We start from the raw sequence: 19,312 nt of genomic DNA, 5'->3' as shown, positions 1-19,312 counted from the left end.
CCTCTTAATCGCATGTGCAACAGAAAGAGAGCAAAAAGGATACCAATAAGCTTTACTGGTTCTTTTGGGAATAAACTTTGTGATTTTCGTTCAAACAGTTTGGTTCATCGGTCAGTAATTCAATGAAACAATCGGCCATAGAAAGGTTACTCACAAACCCTTCACCTTTCATGTTTAACAAGGCTTCATAGCCTTCTTTACCTTTCATTGTGTAGGCCGAGGATGCCCCGCGATACCACTCTTCTTCTTGAATCAGTGACCAACGATCCCCATCAAAAATTTCTAACTTTTTAATGCGTTGTCCTTTTGCCGCACCCGCATCGTATTCAAAGCTCAAGTTATGCGTATATGGGTAGCTACCAGAACCAGTGCCTTCAACGCCATTGTTGAGTGCATTATTGATTGCGCCTTCCAATGCTAGACGAATCGCTTTACCTTGCACATCATAACAGCCGATTGGCACGGCAAATGGCAACAATCGTCCGGCAACATCTGCCACGGTGATCTTTCCCGGATTGAGAGAAGTGCGCACCCCACCCGCATTATGAATTGCAAATTGAACCTGATGGCCACGTTTGTTCAAACTATAAAGAAAGGAGTGTGCAACGGATGGCGCAAGCTCGCTACCACCGAATTCATCGGGCACTCGAACATGACGCTTTTTCTGCACTACGTTTGCAATGACTTGTGCTTGCAACTTGCGCACTCGCGGAATGTATTTATCACTCAAAATTGCCTGTGTTTCAGGGTGCTTCTTACACACCACCACATTTGGCTGACCATGAATAAAGTCACACGCTTCCTCAAACACACCTTGATCGAGCTGCTCGTTTAACGTTGAGTCCCAAAAGATTCGACGTCCAAGCAACAACTCATTTTGGCCATTTAGCATGGTCGGTTTGCCGCTTTCATCAAACTCAAGCACACAATGCCCCATCGTCAGCGCATGATAACCAGCTTGCACAACGTAAGTGTCATTAACTTTAATGCCATAAGGGTCGTCTTGACCTAGACCAATAGCGGTAAAGTCACCCTGTAACCTATGACTGTGACCGCCGACAATAATGCCAATACCTTCTACTTTGGATGCTAATTCAAGATCGCCTTCGTAACCTAAGTGGCTTAAAAGAATGATATTTTTGATACCCGCTTGGTTAATCTGTTCAACCGTATGCTTTGCGGTTTCAATTGCAGATATGAATGGTGTATCCGCATCTGGGTTTGCGATGTCGCTCATCTTATCAATAGACAAACCGAAAATGGCCACTCTCTCGCCATCAAATTCTTTGACCAAATATTGCGCACTTTGAGTTGCAGTATCGAAGCTCAGTACATTATCACAATCACTCATACGGTGATCTTTGCTCGATAACTCATTCGACAAATCCCAATTGCCCGCAAGCAGTGGAAAGTGAGTACGTTGACAAAACAACGCGACTGGCTCATTCCCCATATCTAATTCATGATTGCCTAAAGCCATGGCATCGATGTTTAGAGCATTTAACAGATCAGCGTTTGCTTTGCCTTTAAATAGGGAGAAATACAACGTGCCTTGAAAACAGTCACCAGCATGAAGGAACAACATGCCCTGACCTTGGCGTTGAGCATCATCGCGAAGCTGTTCTACGCGCGTTGCAATACGCGAAAAACCACCAGCGCTCACGTACGGCTCCAGTGTACGTTCGTTATCGATATTGAGTTTTAGTTGTAATGACGTTGGTTCAAAGTAGGAATGTGTGTCATTGATGTGCGCCAGTTTGATTCTGACTGGCTTATGATTTTTATTCATTGTCATCTTCTCTCTTTTCATTCCTTTTAATTATTAGAATTGAATCATGACAGAATCATGAATTTTATGAAACAGAGAAATTGTCATTTCATTTTAACGTGATCAAGATTCATCTTGCGTACAATTATGAAAGCGACTTTACGCCTAAACGGTCTGCATTCCTAGGGTGAATGCTCTTAATTTTGTGAACTGAGCTTAACTCGATTAGACCAATTTCATATATGCTTAGGAGAAGCAAAAGAACTCTCTATAATTCAAATAATTGCAAGGAGGAGTGAGATGAGACTAGAACGCATCGAAATCTCTGGGTTTAGAGGCATCAAACGCCTGTCACTCTCTTTTGACGAACTCACCACCTTGATTGGTGAAAATACTTGGGGCAAATCATCATTACTTGATGCGCTTTCGCTTGCCCTTCCTGCTGACGGTTCTCTTTATCAGTTTGAGATGACTGATTTCCACGTTGACTACGCCATCGCCCATCCGCAATCGCAGCATTTACAAATTATCCTGTGTTTTAAGGCGCAAGATAAACAAGAAGTGAATGCTGGTCGTTACCGTCGTATAAAGCCGACATGGTGTATCAATGCAGACAATGAGCACGTCATTTATTACCGTATAAGTGCCACGCGAGACGGCCATAACACGACGACAAAGTACGCCTTTCTAGATTGCGACGGCGAACCAAAACAACTGCACCATTCAGAAAAGCTCGCGGTTGAACTCATGACGCTGCATCCAGTGATTCGTTTACGCGACTCACGTCGTTTCCCTGCACCTCCCACCAATGGAGACAGCAAAAATGCACGTATTGAAAAACGGATTAACAACACTTGTCGTCGTTTAGTTGCCATGCCCGGCCATGTCAACAAAGGTGAGGTACGAAGTAGTCTAGGCTCCATGCAAACTTTGGTCGAACACTACTTTGCTTTCCGAAGTGTTAAAAAAGGCAACCCAAGAAAGCCACGCGACGGATTGTTCTATGCGAGCCCCTCCTCTGAAAAAGGCCTTGCGCAGTTTCTTAAAGAAACCAACAACAAACAAAGTCGATTGCTTTTAATGGGCTTACTAAACGCGTATTTGCAAGCAAAAGGTCCAACCGACTTGAGGCGCTGCGCTCGCCCTATTTTGATCATTGAAGATCCGGAAGGTCGTTTACACCCTACCCACTTATCGCGTGCTTGGAGTTTGTTGCAGCTATTACCAATGCAGAAGATTCTTACCACCAACAGTGCCCGTTTGCTCGGTTCTGTTCCATTGGCCTCTATCCGACGTTTAATTCGTTTATCAGACAAGACCGTTGCAAAGTCACTCAATACTAACCGATTTAGTGTCGATCAATTGAGACGGATTGGCTTCCACATTCGCTTCCACCGTGCTGGTGCACTCTTTGCTCGCTGTTGGTTATTGGTTGAGGGAGAAACTGAAGTATGGCTATTTAACGAACTCGCCCGCCAATGCGGATATGATTTAGCGGCGGAGGGTGTTCAAATTGTTGAGTTTGCACAGTCAGGTTTGAAGTCACTCATCAAAGTGGCCAAAGAGTTTGGGATTGATTGGCACGTTGTTACCGATGGAGACCCCGCGGGGAAAAAATACGCACATACGGTTCGAGCGCACTTAGATAATGATCAGGAACGCCATCGCTTAACCGAATTGCCAGATCGAGACATTGAACACTTCTTGTATAACAACGGGTTCGAATTGTTCTTCAAAGACATTGTTAAGATCCCTCATGACCACCCGATCCCTGCGAAAAAAGTGGTTAATCGTGTTTTGAAGAAACAAGCGAAGCCAGATTTAGCCCTTGCTATCGTTGCCCATTGCGAAGAACGAGGTGTCGAATGCATCCCTGTTTTGCTTCGTTGGACCCTAAAACGAGTAGTAACGATGGCGAACGGCAACACCTGATCGTGCCCATGACTTGTGTTGCAGATAAGCGGACGGAAATACAAACATAAAAAAGCACACCAATTTGGTGTGCTCGTATCAAGAATCAATAATTTTGATTAACTGTATTGAGCGGGATAAGTCTCAATACACAGCGGATACAAATAAGATCGGGGGTTCACTACTGTACTTGCTCAGCAAGCGAAGAAGTAGCGGCTGATTTCGCATGTAACCAAAGTCCCGTCGCTTTCATCAGGTAACCAAACACACCACCTAAGATCAGTGATGGAACGACAAGTTGCCAGTTGCCATCAGCAGCGAAAGTCGCGCATGAGCCAATGAAAGTACCAGGAATGTACGCTAACCAAGCTTGCTTGGCTTGAATACACATGAAAAACGCAACAACAGCAGTAATTACGTAGCCAAGAATCTCTAGTCCAGCGTAAGTAGAACCGTAGATGATCACCATTGCCCAAAAAACACCACTCAAGTTGGTAATTAAGCTAATTCCTAAGCCTTTTAAGCCACTTGTCGGGGATGCAAAGTAACTTGTACAGCCAAGAAAGCCAGCCCAAGATAACAGGCCTAGGGAGATCGCGATCCAGCCCCACACGCCAGAGAGAATGCCAGTAGTAATAGAGATTGCTAAAAGTGTTGTCATGGTATTCTTACCCGCTTGCTAGTTCGTACCGAATTGGTTTGAGAACTGCCTTCATACATTGAAATCAGGCAGTCAATACTAGGCATATAGCCCTATCACTTCGGTGATTAAGATCACGTTAAACTTCATATCGTTTCATTTTTTACACGTTAAATTTGACGCAACCGATAAATCAACAGATTTCGAAAATAACAAAATCATAATGAATTGATCAAAAATCACAAAAAAGGCCCTGCCTAATGCAGAGCCTTTTGAAAAATTCGGTCAATTTATATCAGATATCGTTTAAAGCACCGAAGGTTTACCTTTCATCATTCGTAGACCTTCACGCTTGATGCAATCAACCAATGGGTTTTCCGCCATATCCGCACGCCAGATAAACGACAACGTTCGATCCATTTTTAGTTCAGGTACGTTTAGTGCCACTAGTTCACCCGCTTCGATGTATCGCTCTACATCAAGGTAAGGTAAACAAGTAAGATATTGACCGTTCGCTACTAAGCTGCGTAGCACTGGGACGTGTTCATATTCACGCCAAACATCGAGATCTTCAATGAGATGGTGAATAGAGCTATCAAAAATCTTGCGAGTACCAGAACCATGCTCACGTAAAACCCATTTTGCATGTTCTAACTGAGCAAGACTAACCGAATCGTTACGAGCAAACGGATGGTGAGACGCTGCGACTACAGTAAGATGATCACGACACCAAATTTCTTGGTGCAAACGGTTATCGTCACAACGCCCTTCAATCACGCCCAAATCGTATTTGTAATCCAACACTCCATCAATAACGGCTTGCGTACTTTGTACTCCAAGTGAGATTCGCATCTCTGGAAAGTCGTTATCAATGATACTGATAAGGTCAGGAACCAAGTGTTCTGCCGGAGTTTGACTGGCACCTAATCGAATGTGCCCACTCAGCAAATGCTGCTCATAAAATCCCATTTCTATTTGCAGCGCGTCTTGTAATAAACGCTTAGCTTTTGGCCTTAACCACATCCCCCAATGCGTTAGGGCCATTTGCTTGCCTTGCCTTTCAAACAAAGGCCTGCCAAGCATTTTTTCTAATTGCGCAAGCGACATGCTTGTCGCTGATTGTGTTAAAGCCAGTTTATCTGCGGCCTGGCTTACACTGCCGGTGTCTGCAACTGCGTCAAAAACCGCTAATTGCTTAAGTGAGTAGCGCAAAGTTGTCTCCCTAATTGGCGAGTATTCCTCATACCCTCGCGACCCCAAAATCCATGCGTAAATACGCAATGAGGTTCATTTTACCTACCCTACAGAACTTATCAAATAATTTGATGAGGATTCTAAATATTATCAATTTTACCTGTACGTCCTGAGTGCTTAATCTGGATATGCGGTTCGGGAACACCGCAACAAAACACAATTAACACCTTCATTTTCGAGCGCATTTAATACCTCGATTTCATTAACTAAGGAGTTTCTATGGAACCACAAACTAAGGAGTCAACATGGCGGTGAGCAGCTCTGAAAATCATCAATACTTTTCTCCAAAAGAAATGATGGCTGAAGCTGAGAAGTTTGCGCTAAGTAAGGCAAATAAAACCAGCGGCATGACACTGGGTTTGGCCATCATGGCAGGCGCATTTATCGGATTGGCTTTCCTGTTCTACATCACAGTAACAACAGGCAGTGCTGACGCTGGTTGGGGTCTTAGTCGTCTTGCTGGTGGTTTAGCGTTCAGTATGGGCTTAATTCTCATCGTGATTTGCGGCGGTGAGTTGTTTACCAGTTCTGTGCTTTCGAGCATCTCTTGGGCAAACAGACAAATTTCATTCGGCAAAATGCTTTCGATTTGGGGCAAAGTTTACGTTGGTAACTTTATTGGTGCCATGTTCTTACTGGCTCTCGTTAGTGCGGCAGGCTTGTACACAATGGACGCGGGTCAGTGGGGCTTAAATGCACTGAACATCGCACAACATAAATTGCACCACACCTTAGTACAAGCATTCGCACTGGGCATTCTTTGTAACTTACTTGTTTGTTTAGCTATTTGGCTGACATTCAGCTCTGCAAATGCAATGACTAAAGCCGCAATGACCATCATGCCAGTTGCCATGTTCGTCAGCAGTGGTTTTGAGCACTGTGTTGCAAACATGTTCATGGTACCGCTGGGTATCGTTATCGCAAACTTCGCACCGGAATCGTTCTGGACTGCAGTTGGCGTACCAGCTTCTCAATACGCAGATTTAAATGTCGGTCACTTTATTACTGCAAACTTAATTCCAGTGACACTTGGCAACATCGTCGGTGGTGCCGTCTTAGTTGGCTTGGCTAACTGGTGTATTTACCGTCGCCCAGAATTAAAAGCAGCAAAAGTTGCATCAATTACAAACACTACAACACTCACGTCAGTTAAGGAAAGCACTATGAAAAATGCATCTATCGTTAAAGAAATCATGAACCCAACGCCAGTTACGCTAAGCGTAGAAATGCCAGTAGCAACTGCACTTGATACCCTATTGGATAACAATCTAATCAGTGCACCTGTTGTTGATGTTCAAAACCGTCTAGTTGGCTTCCTTTCTGCTCATGATGTGATGGTTGAATTGTGGTGCCAAGACTACATTCCTGCTAACGAACAGAAAGTCGTAGATTTGATGAGTCGTAATGTCGTGGCAATTGATGCCAATGACCGCCTAGTTGATGTCGTTGAATTCCTTTGCATTGACAAAGAACAACTATACCCGACAACAAGTATGGGGATGGCTACACGCTTAACGTCTCTTTCTCTAGAAGAGCGAGCAAAAAGCATTAAAGTAAGCAAACCTCAGGTACTCCCTGTTCTAGAAAATGGGTTGATGGTTGGCGTTGTAACACGTAATGAAGTGCTTAAAGCTCTGCGCCCAGTTTACGGCGAACGCTTAAACCTTGTTGAAGATAACGTTCTAGAAACCGCATAAACAATATAAATACTGACAATATACGGTTGGCACCAATAAAAAAGCGCTCTAATTAAGAGCGCTTTCATCATTTGGAAACTCTGTTGTACTGCAAGAAGGTTACTTTTTGATACCTTCTACGTGCAGTTCCATATCCACGTAGCTAGAAGACCCCATTACTGGGATTTCGAAGTCAGCAAGTTCCAGACGAGTTTGACCAATAAAGCCCGCACGCTCACCACCCCATGGGTCGTTCCCTGCACCAACAAATTCAGCAGTAATCGTAATTGGTTTAGTAACACCATGTAGCGTTAGGTCACCTATTACATCTAACTTACCGTCGCCTTTGTCGACAACTTTGGTACTCTTAAATGTGGCTTCGCCAAACTTACCGGCATCAATAAAATCACCGCTACGGATGTGTTTGTCGCGCTCTGCATGGTTTGAATCAAGGCTTGTCGTATCAACCACTACATTTACTTTCGAATCTGCGATGTTGTTTTCATCAAAAGAAAAGTCACCAGAAAATGTATTAAAACGACCTTTGATGAAACTGTAACCTAAGTGGCTAACTTTAAAGTTAACTGATGCGTGAGCACCTTTCGTATCGATAACGTAATCTGCAGCGTTAGCACCAAAAGGTAGTGCCATAGCGATTGCTAATCCTGTAGCGAAAAGTGACTTTTTCATTTTGAAGCTCCTAACATTTTTCTTAATGTGTTGTCTTTATCGATAAAGTGATGTTTGAGTGCAGCAGCTGCGTGTAAACCTGCCATTAGGATTACTGCCCAAGCTGCATAGAAGTGAATTTCACCTGCAATATCCGACTGACCGGGAAACAATTCCCCCGCCCCTGGCACCGTAAACCAATTAAATACTTCGATACCGCGACCATCAGATGTTGAGATGAGGTAACCTGAAATAAAGATGGTGATGAGCAATAGATACATCACACCGTGTGCGGCTTTCGCTGCAACTACTTCATAAGGTTTCCCTTCCACTTTTGGTGACACCGTCACATGCTCCCATACGATGCGTACCAAAGTGAGGGTTGCTAATAAAATGCCCACAGAGCGGTGATAATGTGGTGCAGTGCGATACCATTCGCTGTAGTAGCTAAGGTCGACCATCCACAAACCCACAGCAAATAAACCGATGATGCAAAGAGCAGATAGCCAATGCATAAATCGTGCAGTTAGGTTGTAATTCTTTACCAGTGTATCCATCTCACGTCCTAGATATATTCCTAAGTTGATGTTGAGCAAGAAACACAACATTAACTTATTTACCTTGTATGCAACAGATTATTTACCATCCTTTACATCTAACCAATAACACCTTTTTAAACAAGTTGTTCGAAAAATTAGAAGGAACTTCAAATCATTTAAAAAACTGACACTTAGATATCAACTTCTTGCTCAATTTCATACAACTCATCGGTCATTTCTAGCATACGTCTTTCAATCACTGACTTCGCATCCTCAATTCCTTTGTTGTAATAAATCGGAGCAAGCTTTTCTGTTACGAAGTCGATTAAAAACTCACTGTCGAATTGGCCGATTTCCACACTCAATTCATCCTGCATATAATCTTGAATTGCGCGAGCTAACGCTTCTTTTTGTGCTCTTTCTAGTTTGATCATGTTCTACCTATACTGTTCCATTCTCAAAATTGATGTTTAGATCAAGAAGTTGCCTCTCCAAATTAGTCTATCCTAAAAGGACTATGCTAACCTTTCGCCGTTCATTTTGTTAACCGTTAAGGGATATTCTTTGCTACTCGACTTAGTCATCCAAAGTGTCAATGATTTTCAGGACGATTGTCTCAAACTCTGTGAGAAGCATTATCCTGCGGTGCATAACCAAGGCATGAGTGAACATCACCTTGGACTCGCGTTTGCAAGGCGTATGGAACACACCTTCCGCCATTTTGGCTATAGCAGTGTCATTAAACCAATCGAAGTGCTCGATGCACCAGATTTACCTCATCATTATCGTATTTCTTCTGAAATGGGTACGGTTTGGGTACTAAGTCACCATATGGTGAGCGCAGGAAATTCTTGCCGAGAGAACCTGCTCTCCTCTATTACCGAATGGCAAAGTGAATATGGGTATGCGCTACAACCCAATGATTTGTTGTTTTTGGTCAGTGACCATTGGATTAGCCGCAGTAAAACCAGTCGAGAGCTTTTACACTGGTGGATGGGTGAACTTCCTGAGCCAATTAATGAATATACCGAGCAAGGAATCACGCTCTTTACAAGTGAATCGCAGTTGAGCAATTCTTTGGATGGTAGGTTTGGGATTAGCCCTTGCTACATTAAATTTGGCCACCCTTTGCGTCGTTCAAACAAACAACAATTGGTCAGAAAATACCTCCAACTTTATGCGGTATTACAGTGGTAGTATCAAATTGCAACGGGTAGATTATCAGCTTGTTCATCCATTTGTTTGATGCTGGTCGATATTTCTGTTTATCGAGTGCTAACTCTCTTGCCTTGGAGCAAGCCCCCGCTTAGATTCAAACTACTGAAGTAAAACTAGATGCACAACAATCAGTTAAGCATCAGTAAAGAGCATTGGTCTAGGTTACAACAATAATGATGAGTATTTCGCAGCTGCTTGGCTGCATATCGAAGCAACCCGATGGGCAGTACATAGCACAATACAATCAACTCACGTTGCGTAGTGTGTTTCAGCCTATCTATAAACAAGATCTTTCCATCATCGGCCTCGAAGCGTTGGTTAGAATTAGTAACCAAGAAGGCTTAATGATCAGACCTGATCAGTTCTTCCATTCAAACACTATCCCCGCCCAAGACCAAATCAATGTTGAACGTCTCAGCCGTCTCATTCACATCAGTAACTTTGGTCAATCAAAGTTTTGTAATAAGAAGCTGTTTTTGAATGTTCTGCCTAAAGCCGCGGAAATGTTGGCAAAAGATGTTTCATACAGCAATCTACTCAAACAAGCGATTATTGAAGCTGATTTAAGGCGGGAGCAGATCGTCATGGAATTGGTGGAATTAGACGCCAGTGATGAAGCTTTCTTATATAAAGCCACGAAGGAGTTGAGCAACAATGGTTATCTTTTGGCGATTGATGATTACGGAATTGACGCTTCTACCATTGAGCGAGTTCGATGCGTAAAACCGAATATTATTAAAATTGACCGGTCACTTTTACTCAGATATGAAAATGGGGACTTTTCTTGCTTGATGGAAGCACTCAATCTCGCAAAAGATATTCGTTCAAAAACCGTTATTGAAGGAATTGAAACCGAGCATCAACTTAACTTAATGAAAAAACTCGGTTTCGATATGTATCAAGGTTACTTATTGGCGATGCCTCAACCCCTTGAAGCCTACCAAGAAGCTAAGACGGCGTAATCAGAGTTACTGATAGACGCCATCACCTTTTCTATCGGCGGTTTTTACCACGATTTTTATGAATCGCTAATTTCGCTTTTAGTTTACGTTTTTCTGATGAACGGCTCTTACGTCGGCCACCACCATTATTGTTTTCAGGTTCCACTTCTTCAACTAGACTCGGCTCGAAACCTTCTAACCATTCTTGTGGTAAACGTTGATCGAGCAAATTCTCAATAGCGTACAACAAATACTCTTCATCTCGGCTCATCAAAGACACAGCTAAACCAGATTTACCAGCTCGGCCAGTACGACCAATTCGGTGAACATAATCTTCAGCTTTGAAAGGCATATCAAAGTTCACTACTTGTTCTAGTTGCTGGATATCCAAGCCACGCGCGGCGACGTCAGTTGCAATCAAAGCGCGAACTTTACCCGATTTAAACTCATCAAGTGCACGCTGACGAGCACCTTGCGACTTGTCACCATTAATCGACACAGCTTTGATACCATCCAACTTAAGCTCTTTCGCCAGTTCGTCACTACCTTGTTTGGTTTTAGTGAATACCAACACTTGTTGCCAGTTACGAGATCCAATCAAATACGCCAATAGTTCACGCTTGCGCTTCTTATCAACTGGGTACACCATTTGCTTTACCGTTTCGGCTGTCGTATTTGGTGGAGACACTTCGACTTCAACGGGTTCATCCATCAATTTATAAGCAATGGTTTTAATGCGTTTTTCAAATGTCGCAGAGAATAGCATGAACTGTTTGCTCTCAGGTAAGCGACGAAGAATACGTTGAAGATCTGGCCAGAAGCCCATGTCTAGCATACGGTCGGCTTCATCAAGGACAAGTATTCCCGTTTTTGAAATGTTTACATTGCCGTTAAACAAGTGGTCAAGTAAGCGTCCAGGAGTCGCGATAAGAATATCAGCTCCTTCTTCAAGCTTATTCTTTTGTACGCCAATGCTTGTGCCACCATAGACACAAACGATGCGAAGCTCAGTGTTGGTAGCGTATTGCGTTAGATTATCGAAAACCTGTTGCGCAAGTTCACGCGTCGGCACCAAAATCAGAGCTTGAGGTGTTCCGTTCAGTTTCTTCTGCTGCACGGCTTGGATAATTGGCAAACCAAATGCGGCGGTTTTACCTGTGCCTGTTTGAGCTGCAGCAAGTAGATCTTTTCCGGCCAAGACATGCGGGATAGATTTTTCCTGCACAGGTGTTGGAGTAACGATATTTAAACCAGTTAACGTCTCCACCAAATGTTGTTCAATGCCAAGATCAGCGAAATTAACGGACATGATAAACCTCATAATTTTTGGAGCGCAGAGTTTACCAGAGCCTTGATAGTCCGACTACCTTTAGACTCTACCAATCTATGAATTGATCAGTTGTTGGTAGAATTCTCGTGATTCACTCAGAACATCTTGATAAAGCGCAGGAAACTTTGCTTCTAACGTTGAATACTCTCTATCCAATACTTCAAACGTTGTGGTGAGATCCGCCATACGAGGCGTACGTTGAGACATTCGATGTAACGCAAACTCTATGTTTTCCAATTGGCGATAAGATTGTAACCACCCACCACTCCACATTCGGTTATGTATCAGTAAAAACCTTGATGGCAATGAATCTGTGATTTGGTTATCGACTTGTTTGAAAGCTTTGTGGACAAATGAATCTAACGATTCAGAAGAAAAACTGTCCCAATGTTTGGCCAAACAATGATCCCAAAACATATCAAGCGCAATAGGCGCAAAACGACGGGCGACACCAGTAAAGTGCGGCTTACATTCTTCTACTATGGGGTGATGATCTGTGATGCGGTCAACAAAGCGATGGAGTTTAATGCCATTGGAAATGTCAGTTTGATACTGCTTGCTTGGATCTCCCTTTACGAAGTCTCCAAGCAAGTTTCCCATTAAATGGCTATTACAATGTTGTGCAATATGCAGGTGGGCTAGAAAGTTCATTAGACGCTGTGAGTGGCCTTTTGGCTCGTCTTACATGAACTTATTATAACGTCTGTTGTGACGCGGTGAGAGTACTAATTGTACTTATTCGGCTTCGTCTTCTGAGCCTACGTATTCCGACAAGTTAATACCGATTTCAAGTGCATCTAGCAACTCTAGGCATTCGTCGTTTTGGTATTGGTCGCTCATTGTGACCTCCTTTGTTTTACATCTCCTGAAGCAACCCGCTTCAATCTTCACTGTCATTTCTTTTCTTCATCGATGACAGCAACTCCTTTTTATACACTTTATATGACACATTCATGACAGCGAGAAGTAAAGATTTAGAAAGCTATGACAGGAATCATAAGTAAACGTTTGCATCGATTCTTCTCTTCTATAACCCCCTCCGCCCAACTAAAACCACAAACACAAAGGCTCATTGTCATGGTTAATCAATATTTCTGTCATTAAAAGATACGACAAACCGTTTATTGTGAATTTAGATCTCATATTTTGAAATACATCAACTGACTGTTACATATTTTGCTGATTCCTATCGCATATTTTGTTTCGATAGTCGCATAACTTGTACACCATCCTTTTCATCTCAAATGGAGTAACAAATGAGAGAAGTAGAGTTTAGAACGATAGATAAGCTATTCATTAAAATGTCTATCAACGACAAAATGTGGGCCATTTTCCTCCTATTTCTGGGAGCTCTAACTTCAGTGGCAGGAAGCCGATATTTCAATGACATACAGGCATTTGAGCAACGCTCGATTGCTTCTGCACAAGCGACAATTTCTGGTGTGGTGCAAGCCCAACCCGAAAATTTGCGTAATATAGACGGGTTGGTAAACGTCAGCGCTCAAAACAACCCAAAATTCACTAATGGTACGGTAACGGTATACTCTCAACTCGAATCCGGACAAGCGATTCAGTTAACGCAAAACTTCTCTAACCAATATAAACAAGCTAAAACAGACGCTTTAACTACTTTCCTTCTTAGCATGTTATGGGTTGTCCCATTTGGTTTGTTTTCGTATTGGGTCGCAACCTTTATCGGCGGCGCACTGTGGGTACTGTATACGACGACTGAGAAAATCGGCGATGGCGACCTAACTTCACGTCTTGGTTTTCATCCTGGCCGAGACGAGTTTGGCACAATCGGCTGCGCACTCGATAAATCGATGGATACGTTGACTGACCTTGTCAACAACGTAAAAAACAACGCACACACATTAAGCGAGACTTCAACAGCCTTCGAAAAAGACATGTGTCGGAGTGAGACACAAATTACGCACCAATATCAAACGCTTGATTCTGTTGCGACTGCAATGGAAGAAATGACGGCATCCGCAAAAGAAGTATCGAATATCTCTCAACAAGCGATGATGCAGTCCGATCAAGATACACAACAAATTGAGACGAGCCGTATCCGTGTTCAGAGTGTCATATCTGAAATTGAGACATTATCGAACTATATTGAGCAGGCGTCTGCTTCAGTTGGAAGCCTCAATGAAAACACCACTCAAATTAACGAAGTGATTACCACAATCAATGCCATTTCTGAACAAACCAACCTACTCGCTTTAAACGCAGCAATTGAAGCTGCTCGTGCTGGTGAACAAGGCCGTGGTTTTGCAGTGGTAGCCGATGAAGTACGTACGCTTGCAAGTCGAACACAACAAGCCACCGTTGAGATTCAATCGATGATTGAAAAACTACAAACGGAAAGCCAAAACATTGCCTCGATCACCAACCGTACCGTTCAACAAGCACAAACAAGCAGTCATTTGATTGATGAGATAGGTGGCGATGTAGCTTCGATTGCGAGTTCGGCCCGCTCATTAATGGACATGAGTATTCAAATATCGACTTCAGCGGAAGAGCAAAGTGCTGTCGCAAATGACATTGCCTCCGAGCTGGCCGATATCCGCTCCCAATCAAACACCATCAGAGAAGTCGCCGAGCAATCAACATCGGGAGTCACCAATCTGACCAAAGCATCAAACTCTTTAGGTGAAATACTAAAGCGTTATCGTACCGCTTAGAGCAAACCGCTTCCTACGACAAGGGCTTCCAATTGGAAGCCCTTTTTCTTGTTTATTACGTTATCTATTCATTATTACCACTAAGTTTCGTCATTTCTTTTTCGTATCAAAAGTGGGAGAACTTAATTAAATTGAGTTTAAAGAAAGCACCGATATAATTTAGTTTGAAGTGAATCGAAATAATCTTCTGTATTTGATGAAAGAATGTTCAAAGGATAGGCGTTCAGCTATTCTAGATCTTGCCAATCAATTTTGCTGCTGGTGAATAATATGAATAATTACAACAAAGCTCACAACGCTGAAGATCTTCAGTGTCCGCTCTGCCAATGCGATGAATATATGATTTCATCAGATGGTGAGAAATTCACATGTGCTTCTTGCGGGTTTCACACTAAAAACTTCTCTTCCATCCAATGCTTACATCAAACACCACTATTACAAACTAAATTCAAGCATATCCACAGTTTGAGTAACGTATGTCACTAAACGGAGCAGCCTAAGAGCTGCTCTTTTAGTTCATCAAGGTGCTGAATACGAATGACTCGCTCATCGTCGACGAGATTTACAGCAGCACCGTTATACAGCTGAACGGTCTTGATACCCGCATTCAATCCGGCTTCAACGCCTTTTGGTGTGTCGTCGATGTACAGGCAATCACTTGGTAAAAATCCCATGCTCATTGCGCTGTACATGATCAAATCAGGTTCTGGCTTCCAACTGTTTGCATCAAAAGCGGAAAAGACTTTCCCCTTAAATGCCCCCAACAACCCTGTGAGCTCTAAGGCGTACTCAATCTTATCTTTCGGGCCATTTGAAGCAACGCAATACTCAATATTGTGCTCATCGAGAAACTGAATCAGTTTTTTAGCGCCATCCATTGGTTGTAGGTGACGAACAAACAGTTTTTGCAACTCAGCACGATATTGTGGCTCTAGCACATCAATCGATACGTTAATATTCATCAGAACCTTAGCATCGCGTAGAATATCGGCCAGTTTACCGCCCTTAAAATGTTCAACACACTCAACAAAAGTCATCTCTGCCCCATACTGGCTAAAAACATTAACCAAGGCTTGGCAACACAGACGCTCACTATCCACGAGCGTGCCATCGCAATCAAAAATGACACACTTAATATTGTTAATAGCCATGACTTCCCCCCGACGCTAAATAATAAAAAACACTAATAACCAATTTATTTGATCTTATTGACTTATTTATTGGTACTAAATATGTTTCTTCATGATAGATAAGTTTAAAAATGTTTAAACGACTGAGTTGGCATTTCGTGGAAATGAGAAAGAGGAATTAACGATTTTCTAAGCAAGATCACCGAATGAAGATCCAAATTGAAGAAATATGAAACTTCACTCGGTAGGTATGGCTTGCTTACACCTCGTTATCTGGGAATAAGTAACGAACCTCTATAAAGTCGTCAAGATTATCGAGAACTAACTGACACAACGCGGGGTCAAAATGCTTACCTTGCTCACGTTTAAATAACTCTACCACCTCATCGATTGTCCAAGCGCGCTTGTAACAACGTTCACTCAGCAATGCATCGAACACATCTGCGATAGCAACGATACGTGCAAATAGATGGATGTCCTCACCTTTCAATCCATTTGGGTAGCCAGTGCCATCCCACCGTTCATGGTGCTCATAGGCGATGATAGCGGCAAGTTTAGTCAGTTCACCTTCGCGGTTATTTAGCAGCTCATAACCTTTCACAGTATGTCGCTTCATCACCTCCCATTCTTGGGGGGATAATTTGCCCTGTTTATCTAAAATAGATTCAGGCACCGCAATCTTACCCACATCGTGCATTGGGCTTATAATTTCAATCATCTCGACTTCACGATGACTCAAACCGCAGAACTCAGCCAATGTCGCGGATAACCTCGCGACACGTTTAACATGCTGCCCGGTCTCACCCGAGCGGGATTCAATCGCTTCACCAAGCACGTGGATCATTTCTTTTTGAACGCTTAAGGTACGTTTTTGCAACGTCACTATCTTACGATTTTTGCGATCAATTTCTTTACGTTGGCGTATCGTCATAAACTGACTGACAATCACCATAAACAACAAAATAATGAGGGCGCAGGCGAACAGCAATAGCTTTACGTTGACTTGAATTGCTGGTGGTGGCGCGTTAATGATGTGGGCCGTTCTCGGTATATCGAAGCGGCTGATGCCGTATTTTTGAATAGCAACGAAATCGAGCACTGCTTCAGAGATAAGCTCATCATCCACCTTTGTTATCGACAAACCAAGTTTACCTGACATCAATTCTGCGGCTTCATATCCATATTGCTTAGAGCGATTGACAAAGCCACCTAATATTCCGGGTTCTTCCAAGTACATTTCCCACAACACAAATACTGGCGCTCCACTTTTTGAGCCAATAACATGCGCGACTTCTTGATATGAGTGGTAATGTCCGTGCTCAGCTTCGGTATTATAGTGCGTCAATAAAACTGCATCATTTGGGCTTACCTTTGCCAACATGCTTGAAGCTTCAGCGAGTGTTTCATCACGCAGCTCAATCAGATTTATCTGTGGGTACTTCTGCATTTCTTCAACAACACGTTGGTGAATTAATTCAGAGGTCATGCTTCGATCAGCTAAGTAATACAAGTTTTTGATTTGTGGGCGTACTTGATTGATTAACTTAATGTTCTCGACAACACGGTCTTGCTCATAGAGCACACTTCCGGCAGAACTCAAGGTATCTAAGTTTGCCGAAGTATCGTTGATACCGACCGCCACTAAAGGCGTCGAACGTTCAGCGTTAGGTAAATATTTCTTGGCGAATTGCAAGGCAGCGTCATCAGAGATGATGACACCATCAAATTCGTAGTCTTGATATTTCAGCTGTAGGTAGTTGGCCATCCTTTGAAAATAGCCATCGGAGTGAATACGTTTAGCATCAAGATATTCAATAGACAGTTTAACTTCGCTGTTGGTCTGTTCGAAACCTTCTTCGATGCCATTTTGAATATCACTCGTCCATTGATAGGACGGTTCATAAGAATGTAAAACCAGTACTCGTTTGATTTCCCAATCAGTTTCGTCAGCATTGACTGCAGCCGTCCCTAGGCACAATAAAAGAGCCAATAAACGCGTCAAACGCTTAACCATGTGATACCCAGCCGAGAAGAAATGATGTTGCACATACTAAATGTCGAACTCTTAACTGAGCACGACATTGATCAATTTTCTACTATTATTGTTTCATACAACTTTTGATCGTCGTTCAATTTTTTTGCTAAATCCGCGATAAAGTCTGATTTATCTAACTTTTGAGAAACAGCGATATCAGAGATGAGGGTATTTTCCTCATGTTGGCTAACAATCGCCGCTCCCACAGCTTCACCCTCTTTGAAGCCAACATACAGTTCAAAATCCGGGGTCAGAATGATTTGAGTCAGGTACTCAATGATCATTTCTTGGTCGTGCTTATCCGCCCAACGTTGTGACTGAAGAATAGAAAACATCACAGTAAGTCGATGAAAATCAACAAGGAAAATATCGTCTTTGCCTAACGCGTTATCACTATCGAGTAACTCTGATTTACCCATAACTTGGTATTCTTGCGTCTCAAGAGCACGAAAGTAAGTCGCTCGTCCTTCTAAGCTTTCCTTAGTTGGAAACTCGACCTCGACCAAGTCATGTAGCCATGCATTTTTACGTTGAATACTTTCTAACTGTTGTTCGTTCATTTTATTACCTTCAGAGCTACACGCTATACATTGGTAGCGAGTAAAGACGGGACTTTGATTAGAAATATAGGCGTCACCCGTTATGGAGCGGTACATTAGCATGAAGCCTCTTACAAACCTAGCTAAACTCCTGAGGTAACGCCAAATTTTGTTTTAACTGCGTACGTCTGATAAATTGATTCGATAAATTTGCCTATTTAAGGGATGAAAAAATGAAAAAGAGCTTGCTTGCTTTGGGTTTGGTGACCGTATTAGCTGGATGTAGCGATAACGAAGTTGGGGATGTTTCACTGGGCATGTTCACAATGAAAGATAATTGATTCATTACGCAACCATTAACACCCATACTAAAAAAACGAACAAATCAACCAAAATCAACAACTTGAATCTTGAGAGTGGATTGATTTGAAAGTAAAAACAAAAAGTACATTACATAGCAAAATCAACATAAAACATAGGTCACAAGAACTATAAAAGGAAAAAAAATGAAAAAAATAGCCACTGCTTTCGGACTTTCAGTTGCACTATTGGGTTGTTCAGATAATGAGGTTGGTAATGTTGACCTTGGCATATTTAGCCTAAAAGACGTATCGATTAAAAACTTGGATGATGAAAAAATACCGGGCGTAACATGCCACATCGCCTCTGTAGAAGCTGACTTTAGCCTTGCCGATCCAAGCGATAGTTCAATCTCTTGCCGACAAACTGGTGATATTACGTCAGAAATGATAGCTAAGATTGATAAGAGCAAATCAGGTGAAGTTGTTTTCAAACAATCAAAAAGTATCTTTTTTAAGACCATGAAAGTAAGACGCATTTATGATGCAGAGAATCAGACCTTACTCTACCTTTCATACACCACCAAAGAAACGGACAGTAGCTTCAAACACAGCCTTTCTACAGTGCCTCTATGGGGTACTACTGCTTACATTAAACCAAGTTCAGTACAATGAA

At 42.5% G+C, this 19,312-nt stretch carries 18 protein-coding genes and 1 pseudogene; 8 read left to right on the top strand and 11 right to left on the bottom strand.

What is annotated here, in order from left to right; genetic code table 11:
• Positions 1–52 precede the first annotated feature (52 nt).
• Positions 53–1,795, bottom strand: a complete 1,743-nt coding sequence (locus tag ATB76_RS03920; protein ID WP_061034682.1) for a bifunctional UDP-sugar hydrolase/5'-nucleotidase — start codon at positions 1,793–1,795, stop codon at positions 53–55.
• Between the two features lie 273 nt (positions 1,796–2,068).
• Between ATB76_RS03920 and ATB76_RS03915 the strand changes: the two genes are divergently transcribed.
• On the top strand, positions 2,069–3,700 hold the full coding sequence (locus tag ATB76_RS03915; protein ID WP_038870778.1) for an ATP-dependent endonuclease: 1,632 nt from the start codon (positions 2,069–2,071) through the stop codon (positions 3,698–3,700).
• A gap of 160 nt (positions 3,701–3,860) precedes the next feature.
• Here the strand turns inward: ATB76_RS03915 and ATB76_RS03910 are convergent, their stop codons facing one another.
• Both ATB76_RS03910 and ATB76_RS03905 read right to left on the bottom strand, forming a co-directional pair.
• Positions 3,861–4,340, bottom strand: coding sequence for a DUF1097 domain-containing protein (locus ATB76_RS03910; protein ID WP_038877926.1), 480 nt, complete (start codon positions 4,338–4,340; stop codon positions 3,861–3,863).
• A gap of 285 nt (positions 4,341–4,625) precedes the next feature.
• A complete protein-coding gene (locus ATB76_RS03905) occupies positions 4,626–5,531 on the bottom strand; it encodes a LysR substrate-binding domain-containing protein (RefSeq protein ID WP_038870783.1) in 906 nt (301 codons plus the stop codon).
• Positions 5,532–5,818: 287 nt separating this feature from the next.
• Between ATB76_RS03905 and focA the strand changes: the two genes are divergently transcribed.
• Entirely contained in the window at positions 5,819–7,270 is a 1,452-nt protein-coding gene (gene focA / locus ATB76_RS03900; RefSeq protein ID WP_038870786.1) for a formate transporter FocA, read from the top strand.
• Between the two features lie 99 nt (positions 7,271–7,369).
• Here focA and ATB76_RS03895 read toward each other — a convergent pair whose 3' ends face one another.
• The 3 genes from ATB76_RS03895 to ATB76_RS03885 all read right to left on the bottom strand — a co-directional run bounded on the left by ATB76_RS03895 (position 7,370) and on the right by ATB76_RS03885 (position 8,891).
• On the bottom strand, positions 7,370–7,939 hold the full coding sequence (locus ATB76_RS03895; protein ID WP_038870789.1) for a YceI family protein: 570 nt from the start codon (positions 7,937–7,939) through the stop codon (positions 7,370–7,372).
• Positions 7,936–8,475, bottom strand: coding sequence for a cytochrome b (locus ATB76_RS03890; RefSeq protein ID WP_061034681.1), 540 nt, complete (start codon positions 8,473–8,475; stop codon positions 7,936–7,938). The genes ATB76_RS03895 and ATB76_RS03890 overlap by 4 nt, the downstream gene beginning before the upstream one ends.
• Before the next feature lie 173 nt (positions 8,476–8,648).
• Positions 8,649–8,891, bottom strand: coding sequence for a DUF2164 domain-containing protein (locus ATB76_RS03885; protein ID WP_038870792.1), 243 nt, complete (start codon positions 8,889–8,891; stop codon positions 8,649–8,651).
• Between the two features lie 130 nt (positions 8,892–9,021).
• On the opposite strand from ATB76_RS03885, the gene ATB76_RS03880 reads away from it, so the two are divergent.
• Together ATB76_RS03880 and ATB76_RS03875 are read left to right on the top strand one after the other, a co-directional pair.
• Positions 9,022–9,654 (top strand): hypothetical protein, encoded by a 633-nt coding sequence (locus ATB76_RS03880; protein WP_038870794.1) that lies wholly within the window; start codon positions 9,022–9,024, stop codon positions 9,652–9,654.
• Positions 9,655–9,848: 194 nt separating this feature from the next.
• Positions 9,849–10,637 (top strand): EAL domain-containing protein, encoded by a 789-nt coding sequence (locus ATB76_RS03875; protein WP_038870795.1) that lies wholly within the window; start codon positions 9,849–9,851, stop codon positions 10,635–10,637.
• A gap of 31 nt (positions 10,638–10,668) precedes the next feature.
• Here the strand turns inward: ATB76_RS03875 and ATB76_RS03870 are convergent, their stop codons facing one another.
• Positions 10,669–11,925 (bottom strand): DEAD/DEAH box helicase, encoded by a 1,257-nt coding sequence (locus ATB76_RS03870; protein WP_061034680.1) that lies wholly within the window; start codon positions 11,923–11,925, stop codon positions 10,669–10,671.
• A 75-nt stretch (positions 11,926–12,000) separates the two neighbouring features.
• A complete protein-coding gene (locus ATB76_RS03865) occupies positions 12,001–12,597 on the bottom strand; it encodes an ACP phosphodiesterase (RefSeq protein ID WP_038870798.1) in 597 nt (198 codons plus the stop codon).
• 605 nt (positions 12,598–13,202) lie between these two features.
• Here ATB76_RS03865 and ATB76_RS03860 point away from each other — a divergent pair.
• Together ATB76_RS03860 and ATB76_RS28875 are read left to right on the top strand one after the other, a co-directional pair.
• Positions 13,203–14,633, top strand: coding sequence for a methyl-accepting chemotaxis protein (locus tag ATB76_RS03860; RefSeq protein WP_061034679.1), 1,431 nt, complete (start codon positions 13,203–13,205; stop codon positions 14,631–14,633).
• A gap of 270 nt (positions 14,634–14,903) precedes the next feature.
• A complete protein-coding gene (locus ATB76_RS28875) occupies positions 14,904–15,119 on the top strand; it encodes a hypothetical protein (protein WP_095760689.1) in 216 nt (71 codons plus the stop codon).
• Here ATB76_RS28875 and ATB76_RS03855 read toward each other — a convergent pair.
• From ATB76_RS03855 to ATB76_RS03845, 3 genes are all read right to left on the bottom strand, one after another.
• Positions 15,116–15,784 carry an HAD-IA family hydrolase gene (locus ATB76_RS03855; protein ID WP_061034678.1) on the bottom strand — a complete coding sequence of 223 codons (669 nt, stop codon included), beginning with the start codon at positions 15,782–15,784 and terminating at the stop codon, positions 15,116–15,118. The genes ATB76_RS28875 and ATB76_RS03855 overlap by 4 nt on opposite strands.
• A gap of 238 nt (positions 15,785–16,022) precedes the next feature.
• Positions 16,023–17,777, bottom strand: a complete 1,755-nt coding sequence (locus tag ATB76_RS03850) for an HD domain-containing phosphohydrolase (protein ID WP_039976774.1) — start codon at positions 17,775–17,777, stop codon at positions 16,023–16,025.
• A 71-nt stretch (positions 17,778–17,848) separates the two neighbouring features.
• Positions 17,849–18,358 (bottom strand): hypothetical protein, encoded by a 510-nt coding sequence (locus tag ATB76_RS03845; protein WP_038870806.1) that lies wholly within the window; start codon positions 18,356–18,358, stop codon positions 17,849–17,851.
• 212 nt (positions 18,359–18,570) lie between these two features.
• Here ATB76_RS03845 and ATB76_RS27070 point away from each other — a divergent pair.
• Positions 18,571–18,672: pseudogene (locus ATB76_RS27070) on the top strand (lipoprotein); the annotation flags it as partial.
• 171 nt (positions 18,673–18,843) lie between these two features.
• Entirely contained in the window at positions 18,844–19,311 is a 468-nt protein-coding gene (locus tag ATB76_RS03840) for a CreA family protein (protein WP_061034677.1), read from the top strand.
• The last annotated feature ends 1 nt before the right edge of the window (position 19,312 follow it).

The sequence above is a fragment of the Vibrio sp. MOR3 genome (genome assembly GCF_001557775.1).
Taxonomy (GTDB): domain Bacteria; phylum Pseudomonadota; class Gammaproteobacteria; order Enterobacterales; family Vibrionaceae; genus Vibrio; species Vibrio jasicida.
Note: the sequence above shows the minus strand (reverse complement) of the source record. Positions and strands in the feature narration are given on the sequence as shown.